The organism is Blautia sp. AF26-2 (genome assembly GCF_003460955.1).
In the GTDB taxonomy this organism is placed as follows: domain Bacteria; phylum Bacillota; class Clostridia; order Lachnospirales; family Lachnospiraceae; genus Fusicatenibacter; species Fusicatenibacter saccharivorans.
The window spans coordinates 135,657-153,131 of the sequence record NZ_QTWD01000002.1 but is presented as its reverse complement, the minus strand read 5'-3'; the positions used below and the strand labels follow the sequence as shown (position 1 = coordinate 153,131).

The 17,475-nt window shown below is 48.4% G+C and carries 19 protein-coding genes; 2 read left to right on the top strand and 17 right to left on the bottom strand.

Features of this window, described 5'->3' with window-relative positions; genetic code table 11:
• Nucleotides 1-9: 9 nt before the first annotated feature.
• The 5 genes from rplW to DWY63_RS03495 form a co-directional block, all read right to left on the bottom strand.
• A complete protein-coding gene (gene rplW, locus DWY63_RS03515) occupies nucleotides 10-309 on the bottom strand; it encodes a 50S ribosomal protein L23 (RefSeq protein ID WP_055220757.1) in 300 nt (99 codons plus the stop codon).
• Nucleotides 309-929 carry a 50S ribosomal protein L4 gene (rplD, locus tag DWY63_RS03510; RefSeq protein ID WP_055220759.1) on the bottom strand — a complete coding sequence of 207 codons (621 nt, stop codon included), beginning with the start codon at nucleotides 927-929 and terminating at the stop codon, nucleotides 309-311. The genes rplW and rplD overlap by 1 nt, the downstream gene beginning before the upstream one ends.
• Before the next feature lie 26 nt (nucleotides 930-955).
• Nucleotides 956-1,591 (bottom strand): 50S ribosomal protein L3, encoded by a 636-nt coding sequence (gene rplC, locus DWY63_RS03505; RefSeq protein ID WP_022461666.1) that lies wholly within the window; start codon nucleotides 1,589-1,591, stop codon nucleotides 956-958.
• 193 nt (nucleotides 1,592-1,784) lie between these two features.
• On the bottom strand, nucleotides 1,785-2,102 hold the full coding sequence (gene rpsJ, locus DWY63_RS03500; protein ID WP_117510469.1) for a 30S ribosomal protein S10: 318 nt from the start codon (nucleotides 2,100-2,102) through the stop codon (nucleotides 1,785-1,787).
• A 504-nt stretch (nucleotides 2,103-2,606) separates the two neighbouring features.
• Nucleotides 2,607-3,665, bottom strand: a complete 1,059-nt coding sequence (locus tag DWY63_RS03495) for a hypothetical protein (protein ID WP_117801364.1) — start codon at nucleotides 3,663-3,665, stop codon at nucleotides 2,607-2,609.
• 187 nt (nucleotides 3,666-3,852) lie between these two features.
• Between DWY63_RS03495 and DWY63_RS03490 the strand changes: the two genes are divergently transcribed.
• Nucleotides 3,853-4,608, top strand: a complete 756-nt coding sequence (locus DWY63_RS03490; RefSeq protein ID WP_117510467.1) for a GNAT family N-acetyltransferase — start codon at nucleotides 3,853-3,855, stop codon at nucleotides 4,606-4,608.
• A gap of 99 nt (nucleotides 4,609-4,707) precedes the next feature.
• Here DWY63_RS03490 and DWY63_RS03485 read toward each other — a convergent pair whose 3' ends face one another.
• The 5 genes from DWY63_RS03485 to mtaB all read right to left on the bottom strand — a co-directional run bounded on the left by DWY63_RS03485 (nucleotide 4,708) and on the right by mtaB (nucleotide 9,334).
• Nucleotides 4,708-4,971 carry an HPr family phosphocarrier protein gene (locus DWY63_RS03485; RefSeq protein ID WP_022461839.1) on the bottom strand — a complete coding sequence of 88 codons (264 nt, stop codon included), beginning with the start codon at nucleotides 4,969-4,971 and terminating at the stop codon, nucleotides 4,708-4,710.
• Complete coding sequence (whiA, locus tag DWY63_RS03480) at nucleotides 4,968-5,906, bottom strand: DNA-binding protein WhiA (protein ID WP_117801362.1); 939 nt, start codon at nucleotides 5,904-5,906, stop codon at nucleotides 4,968-4,970. The genes DWY63_RS03485 and whiA overlap by 4 nt, the downstream gene beginning before the upstream one ends.
• Before the next feature lie 10 nt (nucleotides 5,907-5,916).
• Nucleotides 5,917-6,798, bottom strand: coding sequence for an RNase adapter RapZ (gene rapZ / locus DWY63_RS03475; protein WP_022461841.1), 882 nt, complete (start codon nucleotides 6,796-6,798; stop codon nucleotides 5,917-5,919).
• Nucleotides 6,799-6,827: 29 nt separating this feature from the next.
• Nucleotides 6,828-7,739, bottom strand: a complete 912-nt coding sequence (murB, locus tag DWY63_RS03470) for a UDP-N-acetylmuramate dehydrogenase (protein WP_416388107.1) — start codon at nucleotides 7,737-7,739, stop codon at nucleotides 6,828-6,830.
• Between the two features lie 260 nt (nucleotides 7,740-7,999).
• Complete coding sequence (gene mtaB, locus DWY63_RS03465; RefSeq protein WP_117801360.1) at nucleotides 8,000-9,334, bottom strand: tRNA (N(6)-L-threonylcarbamoyladenosine(37)-C(2))-methylthiotransferase MtaB; 1,335 nt, start codon at nucleotides 9,332-9,334, stop codon at nucleotides 8,000-8,002.
• Nucleotides 9,335-9,496: 162 nt separating this feature from the next.
• Between mtaB and DWY63_RS03460 the strand changes: the two genes are divergently transcribed.
• A complete protein-coding gene (locus DWY63_RS03460; protein ID WP_022461844.1) occupies nucleotides 9,497-9,730 on the top strand; it encodes an HPr family phosphocarrier protein in 234 nt (77 codons plus the stop codon).
• 133 nt (nucleotides 9,731-9,863) lie between these two features.
• On the opposite strand, the gene thiI is transcribed toward DWY63_RS03460, so the two are convergent.
• The 7 genes from thiI to rfbD form a co-directional block, all read right to left on the bottom strand.
• A complete protein-coding gene (thiI, locus tag DWY63_RS03455) occupies nucleotides 9,864-11,042 on the bottom strand; it encodes a tRNA uracil 4-sulfurtransferase ThiI (protein WP_082424694.1) in 1,179 nt (392 codons plus the stop codon).
• A 9-nt stretch (nucleotides 11,043-11,051) separates the two neighbouring features.
• Nucleotides 11,052-11,708: an FAD-dependent thymidylate synthase gene (gene thyX / locus DWY63_RS03450; RefSeq protein ID WP_022461846.1), complete on the bottom strand. Its 657-nt coding sequence runs from the start codon at nucleotides 11,706-11,708 to the stop codon at nucleotides 11,052-11,054.
• A gap of 16 nt (nucleotides 11,709-11,724) precedes the next feature.
• Nucleotides 11,725-12,879 (bottom strand): cysteine desulfurase family protein, encoded by a 1,155-nt coding sequence (locus DWY63_RS03445; protein ID WP_117801358.1) that lies wholly within the window; start codon nucleotides 12,877-12,879, stop codon nucleotides 11,725-11,727.
• Complete coding sequence (locus DWY63_RS03440) at nucleotides 12,879-13,631, bottom strand: 16S rRNA (uracil(1498)-N(3))-methyltransferase (RefSeq protein ID WP_117801356.1); 753 nt, start codon at nucleotides 13,629-13,631, stop codon at nucleotides 12,879-12,881. Before DWY63_RS03440 ends, DWY63_RS03445 begins: the two co-directional genes overlap by 1 nt.
• Before the next feature lie 42 nt (nucleotides 13,632-13,673).
• Complete coding sequence (gene prmA, locus DWY63_RS03435; RefSeq protein ID WP_022461849.1) at nucleotides 13,674-14,630, bottom strand: 50S ribosomal protein L11 methyltransferase; 957 nt, start codon at nucleotides 14,628-14,630, stop codon at nucleotides 13,674-13,676.
• Nucleotides 14,631-14,742: 112 nt separating this feature from the next.
• Nucleotides 14,743-16,104: an MFS transporter gene (locus tag DWY63_RS03430; protein WP_243001841.1), complete on the bottom strand. Its 1,362-nt coding sequence runs from the start codon at nucleotides 16,102-16,104 to the stop codon at nucleotides 14,743-14,745.
• A 337-nt stretch (nucleotides 16,105-16,441) separates the two neighbouring features.
• Nucleotides 16,442-17,311: a dTDP-4-dehydrorhamnose reductase gene (rfbD, locus tag DWY63_RS03425; protein ID WP_022461851.1), complete on the bottom strand. Its 870-nt coding sequence runs from the start codon at nucleotides 17,309-17,311 to the stop codon at nucleotides 16,442-16,444.
• Nucleotides 17,312-17,475 lie beyond the last annotated feature (164 nt).

The window sequence follows — 17,475 nt, the reverse complement described above, 5'->3', positions numbered from 1 at the left end:
AGCTGCTAATTAAAGTCCTTCGAAGATCTCGATGTCTTTGCTGTCCTCGGTCAGAGCAACGATTGCTTTCTTGCTCTTTGCAGTTTTTCCAACTACCATTCCACGGCGTTTGTTCTTTCCGTCCATGTTCATGGTGTTTACGCTTTTAACTTTTGTTCCTTCGAACATTTTCTCAACTGCTTCTTTGATCTGAGATTTGTTTGCTTCCGGGTGAACCAGGAATGTGTATTTCTTCTCGCCCATAGCATTCATGCTCTTCTCAGTTACGATTGGTTTCAGGATTACGTCGTAATATCTGATATCTGCCATTATGCGTACACCTCCTCGATAGATGCAACACTTGTTTTGGTTGCGATGATGGTGTTGTATTTCAGCATGTCGAATACGTTGATGGTATTAACAGATGCAGTCTGAACGCCAGCAATGTTTCTTGCGGACAGTGCTACGTTTTCGCTGTCATCTCCGATGATTACCAGTGCGTTGTTTACTTTGAGGTTGTCAAGCACTTTCTTCATCTCTTTTGTTTTAACTTCTGCAAGTTTCAGCTCATCAAGAACGATGAATTTGTTCTCCTGAACTTTGCTTGTCAGAACGGATTTTAATGCAGCTCTTTTCTCTTTCTTGTTCATTTTGAAAGAGTAATCTCTTGGTACTGGAGCGAATACAACTCCGCCGCCTGTCCACTGAGGAGCTCTTGTTGAACCCTGTCTTGCGTGACCTGTTCCTTTCTGTCTCCACGGTTTTCTTCCGCCACCGCTTACTTCGGAACGGGTTTTAGCTTTCTGAGTTCCCTGACGATTATTTGCAAGCTGAAGCACTACAGCCTGATGTACCAGATGCTCGTTGATTTCTACACCGAACACTGCATCATTAAGCTCCATGCTGCCAACTTCTTTGCCTTCCATATTTAATACAGATACGTTAGCCATTACGTGTGTTCCTCCTTTCAACGAACTTATTTACCGCATTTTACTGTCTCTTTGATGGTAACCATGGATTTTTTCGGTCCTGGTACAGCACCTTTGACTAACAGTAAATTGTTCTCTACGTCAACTTTTACGATTTCCAGGTTCTGTACGGTGATTTTCTTTCCACCCATCTGTCCTGGCATTCTTTTTCCTTTGAATACCTTACTCGGATCGGAGCAAGCACCATTGGAACCTGCGTGACGATGATATTTGGAACCATGAGCCATAGGTCCTCTGGACTGACCATGTCTCTTGATGGCACCCTGGAATCCTTTACCTTTGCTTGTTGCAGTAGCGTCGATTTTGTCGCCTGCGCCAAAGATATCGGCCTTGATTTCCTGTCCTAATGTATAGGTTTCGGCATCTTCAAATCTGAACTCTTTCAGATATCTCTTGCAGGAAACACCTGCTTTTGCGAACTGGCCTTTCATCGGTTTGTTCACACGGTTTTCTTTCTTCTCGCCGAAGCCTACCTGAATTGCACTGTACCCGTCGTTGTCTGCGGTTTTCACCTGTGTTACAACACACGGACCTGCCTGCAATACAGTTACCGGTACTAAAACACCGTTTTCGTCGAAGATCTGAGTCATTCCGACTTTTGTAGCTAAAATTGCTTTCTTCATTCCTTTTACCTCCTGTTTTATCTACAGCGGAACTTCCTATTATAAAGAAGTTCATTCTAGCGAACAGTTGATATAAGTGGAACACTATGACCCTTAGGGATGTTGATTCCTTCGAATGAGTGTTGCTTCTATATCATCTATTGCTTACTTAATTGATGGCCGGGGGCTGATCCCGGACTTTTTGCAGCTGATCTTATTTGTTTTTCATCTTGATGTCGATGTAAACACCAGCCGGCATTTCCAGTCTTGATAATGCATCCACTGTTTTCTGGGTAGGTGCGATGATATCAATCAGTCTCTTGTGGGTTCTCTGCTCGAACTGCTCACGGGAATCTTTGTACTTATGAACTGCACGAAGGATAGTTACTACCTCTTTCTTCGTTGGAAGCGGTACTGGTCCGCTCACCGTTGCTCCGTTCTTCTTTACAGTTTCGATAATTTTCTGTGCAGATGCATCTACTAACTGATGATCATACGCTTTCAGTGTAATTCTCATTACTTGACTTGCCATAAAAAAAGTCGCCTCCTTTTCGCACTTTTACGAGTACGACAAGCGGTGACTGTACACTTACCCGTGTGTGTCCTGATGTTTGCACACGGTCGTTTCCACTCTTACAGGTGGACTTAATTGTGGGTACAGTGACTTGTCGCCAGTTTCTTTAACTTGACATTCGCTCCACGGAAAACCCGCTGTTTCTCAGCGGCAACCTCGCGCTTCAACGCTATCAATGTCACAACAGTTGTTAGTATACAAGAAAGCACGCGAAAAATCAAGGTTTTTTTTTATTTTTTTCGATTTATCCGTTTTTATGCAAAAAGAGAAATACAGGGGTGCCGTGTTGTGCACTTTTCCTATATCTCTCTCTTTTTTGACGTTTTCCAACTATTCAGAGCCCCATCTCGATTCCGCTGCGATGCATCTCGATGTGGCTTCTTGCCATATGAACAAAAAGAAAAGAACGTCCATTCATGCAAGCATGATTCGCGTTCTTTTCGTTCGCATGGCTCTGAATAGTTACAGAATGTCGGAATAATCTAAGATTGTGATGCCGGTTGCAGGATCTTCAATGACTTTCGGGTCATCTCCGGCTGCGTGGGCCTTCTGGAGGAGTTCTTCCGCCGTGTAAACCGGCATGGCAAGTTCGATCGGTTCGGACGATTCCGGTTCCGGCTCTTCTTCCGGCTCTTCGATGGTTTCTTCAAACTCTTCGATTTCTTCCACAGTTTCCGGCTCTGCTGATTCCGTTTCTTCGGTTTCTTCTGTCACTTCTTCCGCTGTTTCTTCTGCGGCAGCTTCTTCGACGATTTCCGTTTCTTCCACGGCTTCCGGAATTTCTTCGGTTTCTTCTCCTCTTACAAGGTTCTGCAGATCGACGGTATTAAAGGACACCTGCTCCGTTTCTTCTTCTTCCAGATCCGGAATTTCAAATTCGTCCTGTTTCTCTTCTTCTGCCGTTTTCTGGTCGGCTGCTCTCAACTGTTCGATCATTTCCTGTTCTTCCCGTTTCTTTTTTTCTTCCAGAGCAGCTTTCTTTCTGCTGCGAAGCTCTTCGGACGCTTTCTCATCGTCCTCGTCTTCGTCTTCTTCCTCTTCTTCCTCATCCTCTTCTTCATCACGTTTCCATACCTCGGAAAGGATGAACAGAATGACCAGAAACAGAATGGCAAGTCCGATGATCATGATTCCCTCTCTGCTCTGCGCCGCCATCGACAGAAAGCCGATCACCGGAATCGTGATGATCACTTTGCTCACGGTTGCTCTCACGGTAATTTCCGTTGTGTCTCCACTGATCACATTTTTTACGGATGCGGTTCCGGCAGCGATGTCGAGGGACTGTATCGTATAGATATACTTTCCGGAATTGTCATCAACCAGGATTTTGTCTCCCGTCGCAACCGATGACGTATCTGTCTTCTTTGCGTACGTAACAGCGCCGCGGGAAATGTTGGTATTTCCCATCCCGTCTGAGACAAGTGTCGTGATGCCGGCAAACGGCGGAATCACCAGTGCGCCTGCTGACAGGATTGCAAGCAGAAGCAGCGTATTCACAATTACCTTCAGTAATTTTGACATATTCAATTCTCCTTGTATTCTCAGTCTTTGCCCCCTATTATAACCCCTTTTCTTCGATTATGCAAGAAAACGTTACGCATCGTGTCCCGGCCGCCCGGTTCCGCGTGTCGAATTTTTCGATTTTTTCTTGAAGATCTGTCCTGTTTCTTCTATACTATATGCATAACCAAAGGGGGAATACTTTCATATGAATACACTGATCAAAACCATCGAAGATCTTTCCCTGAACGCATGGCCGTCTCACCAGATCGAGCTGTACGACGGATGGATTCTTCGTTTTTCTTATTTTTATACACACCGGACCAACAGCGTCGAGCAGATCGGGCCGTCCACGATTCCGGTGGAGGAAAAAGTGCAGTACTGTGAGGAGATCTACCGTCGCTGGGGTACACCGGCAATTTTCAAGATCAGTCCGCTTGTCAATCCCGGCTTTGATGCAATGCTCGCCGACCGCGGCTATGTAGTCCAGCACACGACGCACGTCATGACAATGGATCTGGCGAACTTTGCCAAAAAGGATCCTGCCGTTGCCGTGACCGTCAGCAGCTTTATCCCGCCGAAATGGATTGACAGCCTCTTTGCTTTAAAGAGCACGACGAACGTGATGCACCGCATGGTCGTTCCTTCGATGTACCGCGCTATTCCAAAAGAAACCATCTGTACCTCCATCCAGGATGAAACCGGAACGATCGTTGCCACCGGCCTTGGCATCCGCGACCGCGATTACGTCGGTGTCTATGCCATCCATGTGCATCCTGCGTACCGCCACCGCCACTACGCTTCCTCGATCTGCCGCACAATCCTCTCCGAGGGAATCCGGCTCGGTGCAACGAAAGCATATCTTCAGGTTGTCGAGGGAAACACGCCTGCGATCACACTGTATGAATCGCTCGGTTTTTCCTATTTCTATACCTACTGGTTCCGCGCGAAGAACGTGGTCTGATTTTCGTCTGATTTCACATAAAAAAGCATAGCAAAACGGCATGTCAAAATTTTCTGACATGCCGTTTTGCTCTATGTTCATGCTATAAGTGCAGTAAGATTATTCAGCAAAAGGACTGCTTAAATATTTTTCAACGCCGTCCATGGCTTCGCTCTCGTCTTTTCCGTTTGCGGTCACGGTAACTTCCTCGCCATTGTCCAGACCAAGTGTCATCATACCCATAATGCTCTTCGCATTTACTTTTTTTCTGCCGCTCTCGACGTAGATTTCACTTTCGTACTGGCTCGCTACCTGTACCAGCATGGCAACTGGTCTCGCCTCCAGGCCGCTTGAAAGACGAATTGTGATTGGTTTCTTAATCATAATACTTCTCCTCCTTGTTTCCTTCGCAAATCTTCTGCAATCTCTTTTAGTTTCCTTAATCTATGATTAACTCCGGATTTACCAACAACCGGCGTTAACATCTTGCCCAGTTCCAGAAGCGATGCTTCCGGGTATTGTAAGCGGAGCCTTGCCATCTGCTCCAGCGGTTCCGGCAGAGAAGAAAAGCCTGTGGTTTCTTCGATATACCGGATATCTTCGATCTGGCGGATCGCCGCGCTGACCGTTTTGTTGATGTTGGCAGTTTCACAGTTCACCTTTCGGTTGACACTGCCGCGCATTTCTTTTAAGATCCGCACGTTTTCCAGATTCATAAGTGCGATGTTGGCTTCCATGATGCCAAGCATCTCCACAATCTGTGCGCCTTCTTTCATATAAACCACATGGTGGTTTTTCCGGAGAACGATCCGTGCATCAATTCCAAAGCTTTTCAGAAGTTCCTGCACCTGTTCTGCTCTCGGCGCATCGGGGCAGACAATTTCGAGATGGTAAAACCGGTTGGGATCGCTGATGGAACCGGACGCTAAAAATGCGCCCCGCAGAAATGCCCGTTTGCAGCACTGACGCTGTACCACAACAGCCGGAATCGGCATTGTTAACTGCCGGTCTGTCTCGTGTAACTTCACTGCCTGCAGAATCTGACAGGTTTCTTCCCTGTCATTTGCGCGGATCAGATACGTATTTTCCTTCTGATTCAGCTTAACTGCAAGCTCTGCCTCTATATTAAATGTTTTTTTCAATAAAGTAAAGTACTTTCTTGCCACATACGCATTCTCTGTCTGAATCCGTATCGTCCCGTCCTTCTCGGAAATCTGTCCGCAGAGTGACAGGATCGCCGCTGTTTCCGCAATCTGGCAGTGGCGTGCCGTCGGAAGATGTCTCGATAATTCCTCTTTTACCTCGCTTGAGAATGACATCCTTCCACCTCTAAATTCCTTTTCGGATGGCGTCTTTTTCCAGATCCCGGTGCTCAATCCGGATTCCATAGTCCTTCGCGTTGGAAAGACGCCGGTACAGCTCGTTGGCAAGGGTTACGGAACGGTGTTTTCCGCCGGTGCAGCCGATGCTGATAATGAGCTGATGCTTGCCCTCGGAAATATAATTCGGAATCAGAAAACGGATCATATCCTCTAATTTTTCCGCAAACACCTGCGCTGTCTCAAATCCCATCACATAATCCCGCACCGGAGCATCGTTGCCGGAGAGCGGGCGCATGCCTTCTACGTAGTAGGGATTCGGCAGGAACCGCACATCGAAAACAAGGTCCGAATCCGCCGGGATTCCGTATTTGAATCCAAATGAGAGCACGGTAATCATCAGATTTTTGAATTTCTGATCCTGCACGAAAATCTTATCGAGCTCCGCTTTCAGCTCTCTTGTGAGAAGCTGGCTCGTATCGAGAATGTAGTCCGCATCTTTTTTCAGGAACTCAAGTGCTTTGCGCTCTTTTCTAATTCCCTCATCCACCCGTCCAAGGCCTGCCAGTGGGTGCGTTCTTCTCGTCTCTTTGTATCGTTTGACCAGCACGTCATCGGACGCGTCCAGAAACAGGATCTCATAGCAGATTCCGTTGATGCTCATCCACTCCAGAACATTCTGCAGGTCCGGGAGCGCCTGGCCGCTTCGGATATCGATTCCGACTGCCACTTTCTGGATTTCTCCGGAAGTACCGTCGGCGGTAAGCTGTGCAAATTTTTCAACCAGCGGGATCGGAAGGTTATCGACGCAGAAATATTCCGCGTCCTCCAGCATTTTCAACGCTGTACTTTTTCCCGCACCGGACATGCCGGTCACAATTACAAAACGCATGTTTTTTCTCCTTTGGTGGATAACGAAAATCAGAATTCCCCGAGGAACTGGATTTCCGGCTCAAGCTGTACGCCAAACTGTTCTTTTACTTTTGCCTGGATCTGACGGATCAGTTCCATCACATCCGATGCGGTTGCACCACCTGCATTGATCAGAAAGCCGCAGTGTTTTTCCGATACTTTTGCACCGCCGACTGCATAGCCGGAAAGTCCGGCATCCATCACAAGCTTGCCTGCGAAATAGCCTTCCGGCCGCTTGAATGCGCTGCCGGCGCTCGGATACTCGAGCGGCTGTTTCTCTACCCGCTTGTTTTTCAATTCCTGCATACGGGCAAGAATTTCTTCTTTATCTCCCGGAACAAGCATAAGTTCTGCTCCAAGTACGACGTAGCCTCTGTCTTTGATGACGCTGGCACGGTAGCCGAAGCCGAGCTCTTCTTTTTCCAGTTTCCGGATCTCACCTTCTCTTGTGAGTACAGTGACATTCTGTACAATATCCTTCATCTCTCCGCCGTAGGCTCCCGCGTTCATACGGACGCCGCCGCCTAAAGTTCCAGGGATTCCGGAGGCAAACTCCATACCGGAAAGACCGGCTTCTCTTGCCGCCCGGCTGATGGATACGAGCATGCTTCCGGCTTTCGCCCGGATTCTGTTTCCTTCCACTTCGATTCCCTGAAAGTTTTTGTAAACCGAAAGAATCACACCGTGGTAGCCCTCGTCACTTACAACGAGATTGCTGCCGTTTCCGGTGACGAACCACGGGATCTCTTTTTCTTCGCAGAGAGCCACGATTTTTCTAATTTCTTCTTCTGTATGAGGAGCGACGAAATAATCTGCCGGACCGCCCACACGGAAGGTCGTATGATTTTTCATCGGTTCTGCGGTCTGTACCGCATCTTCCCCTGCAATTGCATAAAGTTCTCTGACAATCTCTTCTTTGATCACGATTTTTACCCTTTGCCGCATCTGCGGCCGAACATTTCATTACGAATTACTACGAATTACAGATTATACTTTTTAGACGCGAAAGCAGCCGACATCCCTCACTTCTTCGTTCGTTCTGCCAGCCGCTGTTTTTCTTCTTCGTCTGCCCGCCTTTTTGCAGGCTCACGGGGTATTCTACCACGAACCCTCAAAAAGTGCAACGAACTTTTTCGTTCCGGCTCTTTTTTCTATCAGATCTTCCGGATTGGTATCATTTCCTACATCAGACAGTCTTTTCCATGGATTCTCGCCGGGGTGACAAGCACCATCTGATTCATGAGATTTTCTTCTGAAAGAACAGCAACGCGCAGATATTCTCTCGTGTGTCCCGTCCAGTAATGGACGCCGTCGATCTCGACTTCTTCTTCCATGAGCACTTCCAGCTCTTTTCCGAGGAAGCCTTCCATATATTCCTGTCTCCGTCTCTCGTCCAGTTCCAGCAGAACGTGGCTGCGCTTCGTCTTCTCCTGCTCCGGAATCTGGCCTGCCATCGCTGCGGCGCGGGTGCCTTCTCTTCTCGAATACTTGAAGATGTGAGTCTCGAAGAAATGAATGTCCTCGACAAAGGCGCGCGACTCTTCAAACTCCTCCTCACTCTCCTGCGGGAAACCGACAATCACATCGGTCGTCAGCGCCGGATTTCCATATACCTTACGCAGCAGATCGCATTTGTGTTTGTATTCTTCTGCGGTATATTTCCGGTTCATCCGCTTCAGTGTTCCATTGCTTCCGCTCTGCAGCGAAAGATGGAAATGCGGGCACACCTTCGGCATTGCGGCGATCGCCTCTGCAAACTCTTCGGTGATGATGCCCGGCTCCAGGGATCCGAGACGGATTCTTCTGATGCCGTCCACTGCATCAACAGCACGGATCAGGTCGAGCAGCGTCTCTTTTTCGCCCTCCGGGAAATCGAGTCCGTAGGAGGAAAGGTGGATACCGGTCAGCACGACTTCCTGGTATCCGGCCTCCACCAGACGTTTTACTTCTTCTACCACATCACTCTGGCGGCGGCTTCTGACTCTGCCGCGCGCGTACGGGATAATACAATAAGTACAGAACTGATTGCATCCATCCTGTACTTTCAGGAATGCGCGGGTGTGCTCCGCCGTTTTGCTGATCGAGAGTGTCTCGTACTCACGGTTGTGTGTCATATCCACGAGGAAGCTCTTACACTCCGCGTCGGATGGTTTTCCACCATCCTCACGTTCTGCCAGAAAGTTTTCCAGAATATCCACAAGATCTTTCTTCTTATTATTTCCGATGATCAGATCAATCGCCGTATCCTCTTCGAGTTTTTCCCCAGCCGCCTGCACATAACAGCCGCAGGCCACGACAACCGCATCGGGATTCATCTTTTTCGCTTTGTGCAGCATCTGCCGCGATTTCCGGTCCGCAATGTTCGTCACGGTACACGTATTGATAATGTAAACATCCGCTCCCGGTGCAAAAGGCACGATCTCGTACCCTCTGTTTTCGAGGAGCTGCTGGATGGCTTCCAGCTCATATGCGTTCACTTTACACCCAAGATTATGCAAAGCTACCGTTTTTTTCATGCCATACTCCTTTCTTCTTCATCTTTATTATTAAAAATCACGAAGATTCCACTTTATCTTTGTATGTTTTCGCATTGACTTTTTCCCCTCCAGACGGTAAGATAAAGCTGTTAAATGAGGGTAATAAATAATGTTAACCAAATAACAGGGAGGATTACAAACATGAAAACAGTACAGATTTCTCTTAATTCTATCGACAAAGTAAAATCTTTCGTCAACGACATTTCCAAATTCGATTTTGATTTCGATCTGGTATCCGGAAGATACGTAATCGACGCAAAATCCATCATGGGAATCTTCAGCCTCGACCTTTCCAAACCGATCGACCTGAACGTCCATGCTGATGGAGATGCTCTTCAGACCGTACTTGATGTTCTTGCTCCGTACATTGTATAATTACGATAGAACATAAGGGCCGCGCACTCGCCGCGGCTCTTTTTTTGTCTTTGTTTATCATCAGGACCGGATCTTGTTTTTCAGAACCCCCAAAACAAGATCCGGCCTTTTTGTTCTTTAAAGCAAGTTTTCCTTAGCAGACCTCGATCGTCTCTGCGGTAGAAACTGCGCGTTCCATCATCTCGTCGATCACGTCGTCCAGATGGCGCTCGGAGCATTTGATGACATTCAGGTTCGGTTTTGTCACCGGATGCTTTGCAACGAAGATCGTGCAGCAGTCCTCATACGGCAGAACAGATGTCTCGTACGTACCGATTTTTTCGGAAATATCGACGATCTCCTGTTTGTCGAAACCGATCAGCGGACGGAAGACCGGCATGGTGCAGACTTCGTTGGTAACGGCGAGGGAATGCATCGTCTGGCTTGCCACCTGTCCGATACTCTCTCCGGTGATCAGGCCAAGGCATTTGTCCTGACGTGCAAACGCTTCTGCGATCTTCATCATATAACGGCGCATGATGATGGTCAGCTCGTCGTGCGGGCATTTTTCGTAGATTGCAAGCTGGATCTCGGTGAAGTTGACCACATGCAGACGGATCGGGCCGCTGTAGCGTGCAACGAGTTTTGCAAGATCCACAACCTTCTGTTTGGCTCTCTCGCTGGTGTACGGCGGAGCGTGGAAGTAAACGGCATCAATCTTAACACCGCGTTTTGCGATCATGTATCCGGCAACCGGACTGTCGATACCGCCGGAAAGCAGCAGCATGGCCTGTCCGTTTGTGCCGACCGGCATACCGCCAGGGCCTGCGATGCTCTCGCAGTACAGATAAATCTTCTGACGCAGCTCGACGTTCAGATAGATATCCGGCTCGTGAACGTCTACTTTGAGGTTCGGGCAGACATCGAGGATGCGGCCGCCCAGCTCGCAGTTGACTTCCATTGTGTGCATCGGATAGTTTTTGTTCGCACGGCGTGCGCATACCTTAAAGGTTTTCTCCTCGGTCGGGTACAGCTCTTTCACGTAGGAAACCACTGCCTCTGCCAGATCTTCAAAGCCGGTGTCCTCTAAAATGACAACCGGGCAGATCTCGGCGATACCGAAAACTCTTGTCAGCGCATCGACAGCGCCCTCGTAATCAAAGTCTCCTTCGGTGTTGACATAGATTCGTCCCATCTCACGGGTGACCTGGAAATTTCCGTCTACCGGGGCAAGCGCGTGCTCCATCTGTACGCAGAGCGCTTTCTCGAACAGATGACGGTTCTTTCCTTTAATGCCGATCTCGGCATATTTTACCAGAAATGCTTTGTACATCATCGTTTTTTATTCTCCTTTTTTCTCAGCCAGATCACGGAAGAACAGAGGATATTCCTCAGAAAATTTCTTCAGGATCAGGTCAGATACCTGACGCATCTGCGGATGTGCGGCGTTGGCGCTTCGAAGCCGGATAAAGTGGCGCCACTCTCTTAAGTTCATGGTCATGACGATCTCGGTTTTCAGAGAGTTCGGAAGAATGCTTCTTGCCTCCTCCGGCTTTGCTCCGAGTTCGAGCATCTGGAAGTAATACTGCTCTGCAGCTTCCATTGCTTTCTGCCATACCTCGTATTTTTTACGGTCGTTCTCGTCGTCCAGATCATAGGAAAATCCGGTTGCCAGATCGATACAGGTGATCTGGTTTCCAAATTTATCTTTCGAATAGTTGCAGTAGCGGGTGCTCTCCTGGCTGTAGCTTGCGATACGGTGGCGGACGATCTCATGGGTCACGCCGCGGTCGCACGTTACTTTTACGGTGATGGAGCCGTGCTCAATGACGGATTCATGGCCGCGTTTGATGATGCCTGCAATGAATTTCTCTGCAGTGCCTTCTCCAATGCGCTCCTCGCTCTTGTAGCAGACTCTTCCGATTTTCTCGATCCGGCGCAGCATATCCTCGTAGGATTCGGTGCTCAGGATTTCAATTTCCGGCTGTATTGTAATCATAATTTTCCTCTTTCTATTATTTCCTGGTAAATCTGCGCAGCATCGGCAGTACCTCGCGCAGCGTATCCAGGGTGTAATCAATCTGTTCCAGTGTCGTAAATTCGCTGAAGCTGAACCGCACGGCAGACTCCATCTCGGCTTTCGATGCGCCGATGGCAGTCAGCGTCGGGCTTCCGGCTCTCTTGTGTGATGAGCAGGCGCTTCCGGCGGAAACGTAGATCTGGCGGTCCTCCAGCGTGTGCAGCAGCACTTCACTACGCACATTTAAGAACGATGCATTGACAATCTGCGGCGCACCCTCTTCTTCCGGCATGCCATGGATGACCACATCGTCCAGCTCCCGCAAGCCTTCGATCAGACGGTGTTTGCAGGCACGCATCTGCGCAGTCTGCTCGTCAAAATGCCTGTAAACGATCTCAGCGGATTTCGCAAGGCCTGCGATGCCCGGCACATTGTCGGTTCCGGAACGCATGCCGTTCTGCTGGCCGCCGCCTAAGATCAGCGGACGGATTTTTACTTTCTCATCAATATATAAAAAGCCGCTTCCCTTCGGTCCGTGGATCTTGTGGCCGCTCACGGAGAGCATGTCGATGCCCATCCGTTTCGGATAAATCCGGTATTTGCCGAACGCCTGGATCGCATCGACATGAAAATACGTTTTCGGATTTTTCGCCTTGATTCTGCGTCCGATCTCCCCGATTGGCTCAACAGAACCGATCTCATTGTTGACATACATAATCGAAACGAGAATCGTCTCCGGCGTGATCGCTTCTTCGAGTTCGTTCACATCCACAAGGCCTTCTTTATTTACCGGCAGGCGCGTAATACGGAATCCCTGCTCCTCCAGAAATGCCAGCGGTGCCGACACGGCCGGGTGCTCGATCACGCTTGTGATGATGTGGTTTCCCGTTCTCTTATTTGCCATTGCTGTTCCGACGAGCGCCCAGTTGTCGGACTCTGTGCCACCGGAAGTAAAGAAAATTTCTTTTTCTTTGACTTTCAGAATCTTTGCCAGCGTTTCCTGGGCGGTTCTGATATATTGTTCTGCTTCTACCCCTTTTTGATGCATCGCAGACGGATTTCCATAATGATTTACCATCAGATCACAGACGAGATCTGCGGTTTCCTGATAAACACAGGTGGTTGCGGAATTGTCCAGATATGCTTCCATTATCTTGTTCGTTCCCTTCCTTCTAAAAGATACACCAGAATGGAAAGCACGGTCATTCCGGCCGTTTCCGTGCGCAGAATGCGCTTTCCGAGCGTAATCGGCTCTACCTTTTCCTTCATGGCCATTTCCACTTCCGCTTCGTCGATACCGCCCTCCGGTCCGATCAGGATCGCAATAGATTCACCCGGTTCAATGGATTCCAGAATTCTTCTCGTTCCTTCCATCCCCTCTGCGTTCTCATACGGCATCAGGCGAACGTCTGATTCTGCCATCATTGCAAGCGCCTGCTGAAATGTAACAGGCATGTGTACCGTCGGAATCTGCATCCGTTTGGACTGCTTTGCCGCACCAAGCGCGATCGTCTGCCAACGCTCTGCTTTCTTTTCCGCCTTTTTCCGGTCCAGCTTCACAACGCAGCGTTTCATCTCCACCGGAACAATTTTCGTCGCACCAAGTTCCACTGCTTTTTGGATGATCAGTTCCATTTTGTCACCTTTTGGCAGACCCTGAAACAGTACAATTCCGGACGGGAGTTCTCTGTCTGCTGCTGTGACTTCTTCTACTGCGGCAAGAACCTCACCTTCCGGGAAATCCGAAACGGCACAATGATATTCCTTTTCGCCTCCGGTACTGACCAGTATTTTTTCGCCTGGCCGCATGCGGAGCACATTTTTGATGTGATTAACGTCACTGCCCGTGATGTGGACAGTGCCGTCATAAATCTGACTTTCTTCTATAAAAAAACGGTACATGAATCTGTTCTCTTTCTCTTCTGGTGTTTCGCTTTTCTTAATTTACATCGGTTTTCTTGCTGTAACAGAAACCCATTCGCCCTGATGTGTAACTTCAACTACTTCAAGTCCCGCTGCAACGACTGCCTCTTTAACAACTTCCTCTTTCACATCGAGAATGCCGGATGTGATATAAACAGCGCCCGGCTTCATCTGGTGTACGATTACCGGCGTCAGCGGAACGAGAACATCTGCAAGAATATTGGCGGTAACGATATCGTATTTCTCGTATCCGACTCTGTCCTGTACTTCTTTGTCATCAATGATATTTCCGATCATCATATCAAAAGCTTCTACCGGAATTCCATTGACTTCTTTGTTTTCCTCAACCGCAGGAACCGCACACGGATCGAGGTCTGTTCCGACCGCATGACGCGCACCAAGCTTCAGTGCAATAATCGAAAGAATACCGCTTCCGGTTCCGACATCAAGCAGCTCGGTATCCTTTGTCACATATTTCTTTAACTGACGGATGCAAAGCTGTGTTGTCTCATGCATACCCGTTCCAAAGGCTGTGCCCGGATCGATATGGATGATCATTTTATCCCGGTCTTCCGGCTTTACTTCCTCCCAGGACGGGATGATCAGAATGTCGTCCACATAGAACTGTTTGAAATACTGTTTCCAGTTGTTGATCCAGTCCTTGTCCTCTGTCTCAGACTCTGTGATGGTGCACTCTCCAAGGTCCAGGAACTCCTGCATTTCTGCAAGTGCCGCGCGGACATCTGCAAGAACCTTCTCCTTGTCCTCATCCACATCGAGGTAAAAATTCAGATAGGCAATGCCGTCGTCATCCGGAATATCCGGCATGATATCTACGAACATCTGCTGTTTGTCGCTCTCGGTCAAAGGCTGTTTGTCCTGAATTTCCACGCCTTCGATTCCCACATCGGCCAGAGTAGAGATCACAATGTCTTCCACTTCCGATCTTGTTTTTAATGTAAATTTATTCCATTTCATTGTTTAAACTCCTTTTTGCGCTTCTCTTTTCCATACGTGCAAAGAAAGCCACATTTATCATACACGATATCGTTCCTGTTGTAAATGTTATTTTCGGCTTTTACGGCCCGTCTCAATCCGAAATCTTTGTCAGAAAGCCATCTTTTTTCGCCTTCTGATAACGCCATACCAGCCCGAGTGTGGATAAAATGCGAACCCCAAGATCTATCAGATTGAACCGGTACAGTGCCGTAAGATCTGCCCCAAGTGCTGTATACAGACGGACACCAAGCAGCGGCAGAACACTGTTGGTCAGCGTTGTAATCATCGTAAAGAGGCTGATCAAAAGCGAACGGTTCTTTTCCGGCGCGGCATTTAAGAGAATCTGTATCGTACAAAGTGCAACGGCACACTGCGGAGCATTCAGAACCGTCATCAAAACAATAAAAGCAACCCCGCGGTACGCCAGGGGCAGATGAGGAGCCAGAATCATGATAACCGGGCAGAAGCAAAGACCGATCCCGGCGAAAATCAGTGCAAAATCCGGCGATTTTTTCCGGACAACCTTCGCGATCATTCCAACTGCCGCAAGCTGACCGATATTGAAAACACCGTTGCAGATGGAAAGTGTCATCTCCGACATTTTGCAATATTTGACCTGTCCTAAATACCACATGCTCCAGTCAAGCTGCCAGGTGATATAGAAAAAGACCACCGGCACGAAAAACCAGCGCAATGCTTTATTTTTCCCCACGCTTGTGATCGCCTCCAGCAGATCGGAAACAGAAAAACGTGAGGATGCCTTCCCCGCTTCTGCCGGAGCTTTGCCCTCCTCCTGCTGTTTCACCGGAATTTTTTTGATTGCAGCGGCCTGCAGCAGAACGCAGACAGCACACAGATAAAAGAAGCTTCGGAGTACCAGAAGTTTTCCATCGGCCGTGTGGCATCTTCCCATCAAAATCCCGCAGATCACCGGTGCAAGAATGCCAATCACAAACATGAACTGATTCCGAAAGGCATAGACATCGTTTCGCTGCCGCAGTGAAACCGCAGCACCGAACATTGCCTGCCACTGCGCATTGTAAATAGCAAGTGCCCCCGCAGTAAATGCCAGTGATACAAAAAACAGCTCCATACATCTCTCGCCGAGTGCCGGTACACTTCCAAGAAATGCATAGCCGGCACACATCATAAGAAGCGTAAGCATCGGTATCGTCTTTGTCGACTTCAGACGATCCGCCAGAATTCCAAGCGGCAGCAGTGCTGCACACGCTACAATGTTCGGCACCATCTGGATAATGCCGATCTGACTGTCGGTTGCACCCATGTTTGTCGCATACAGATTCAGGCCGAAACCGTTGATCGATGTGATATATTGCAGAAATACACCCTCGACGGCAAACAGCAGCATGATCTGCGCAGATGGCGGCATCTTTTTTGCCCGGTAAAACAGACTCTTTTTCATTGCTTCATCCCCCATGCCTTCTTTTGTCATCTTCACGTTCCTGCCCCCTGCCGGATACGTAAAGATTCTGCTTTCATAATGGCAATTTCATGTTCAAATGTCAACAGAAATACCCGGATCCAATGTGAGAATTTCAACGGCATTTTCTGTCAATATTCACAAAAGAAAAAAGGGCATTCTTCCTGTTGAATGCATGGGTTTGGCATAAGAAAAAGGAGCCCCCGTTTTACCTGGGGCTCCGCCTATTGGAAATGTTTATAGCAATCTCAGAAACCAAATTCATCTCCCACCGCAGAACGTGTCTTCTTGCCGGAAGAGGATAAAAAAATTCAGAACTGCTTTTTTGCATTATTTTCGGGGTTTGCTATCAGAATTCGATCTCGCGCAGATATCTGTGCAGCGCATCCTGCCAGGTCGGCAGTTTTTCGAATCCGTTCTCGGTCAGTTTCTCTTTGCTCATGCGGCTGTTGGACGGACGTTTTGCTTTTGCCGGGTACTGGTCAGAGCTTACCGGTGATACACTTACTTTTCCGTAAGCCGGATCGATCTCAGCGGCCTGTTTGAAAATCTCGCAGGCGAACTCATACCAGGAGCAGAGTCCCTCGTTTGTTGCATGGTAGCGGCCGTAGTTCTCTTTCTCTGCCATGTCAACAAGCAGGCGGGACAGGTCGTAGGTGTAGGTCGGGCTTCCTACCTGATCATCTACAACAGTCAGATGATCGTGTGTCTTTCCAAGGTTCAGCATGGTCTTGATGAAGTTCTTTCCGTTCACGCCGAATACCCATGCGATGCGGACGATGTAGAATTTTTTCACCCATTTCTCTACCGCGAGCTCTCCCTCGTATTTCGTCTGGCCGTATACGTTCAGCGGATGACGCTCATCATCCGGCTCCCACGGGCGGGTGCCCTGGCCGTCGAATACGTAGTCGGTGGAGATGTAGATCATTTTGCAGTCAAGGTCATGGCAGACTTTTGCGATGTTCTCGGTTCCGACTGCATTGACCTGATGTACTTTTTCTTTTTTGTCATCATCCTCAGCAAGGTCTACAGCGGTCCATGCTGCACAGTGGATTACGACATCCGGATTTGCTTCGGTAATGACTTTTCTTACGCTTTCTGCATCGGTGATATCCATTTCTTCAATATCAACGCCGATTCCTTCATGACCGCGTTTTGCAAGTTCATTCATGACGTCATGGCCGAGCTGGCCTTTTACACCTGTTACAAATACTCTCATAATGGTTCTCCTTTTTTCTGATTTTGTTATCGTTATGTTTTGTCTGTCTCTTGTTTTTCAGTCTGATTTTCTGTTTGTACCATGAGTATAAAGGATGACGTTATGTCATGGTCAAGCATTTTTTTCAAAAACTGCCCCGGATTTTTCTTCCGGGGCAGTTTTCT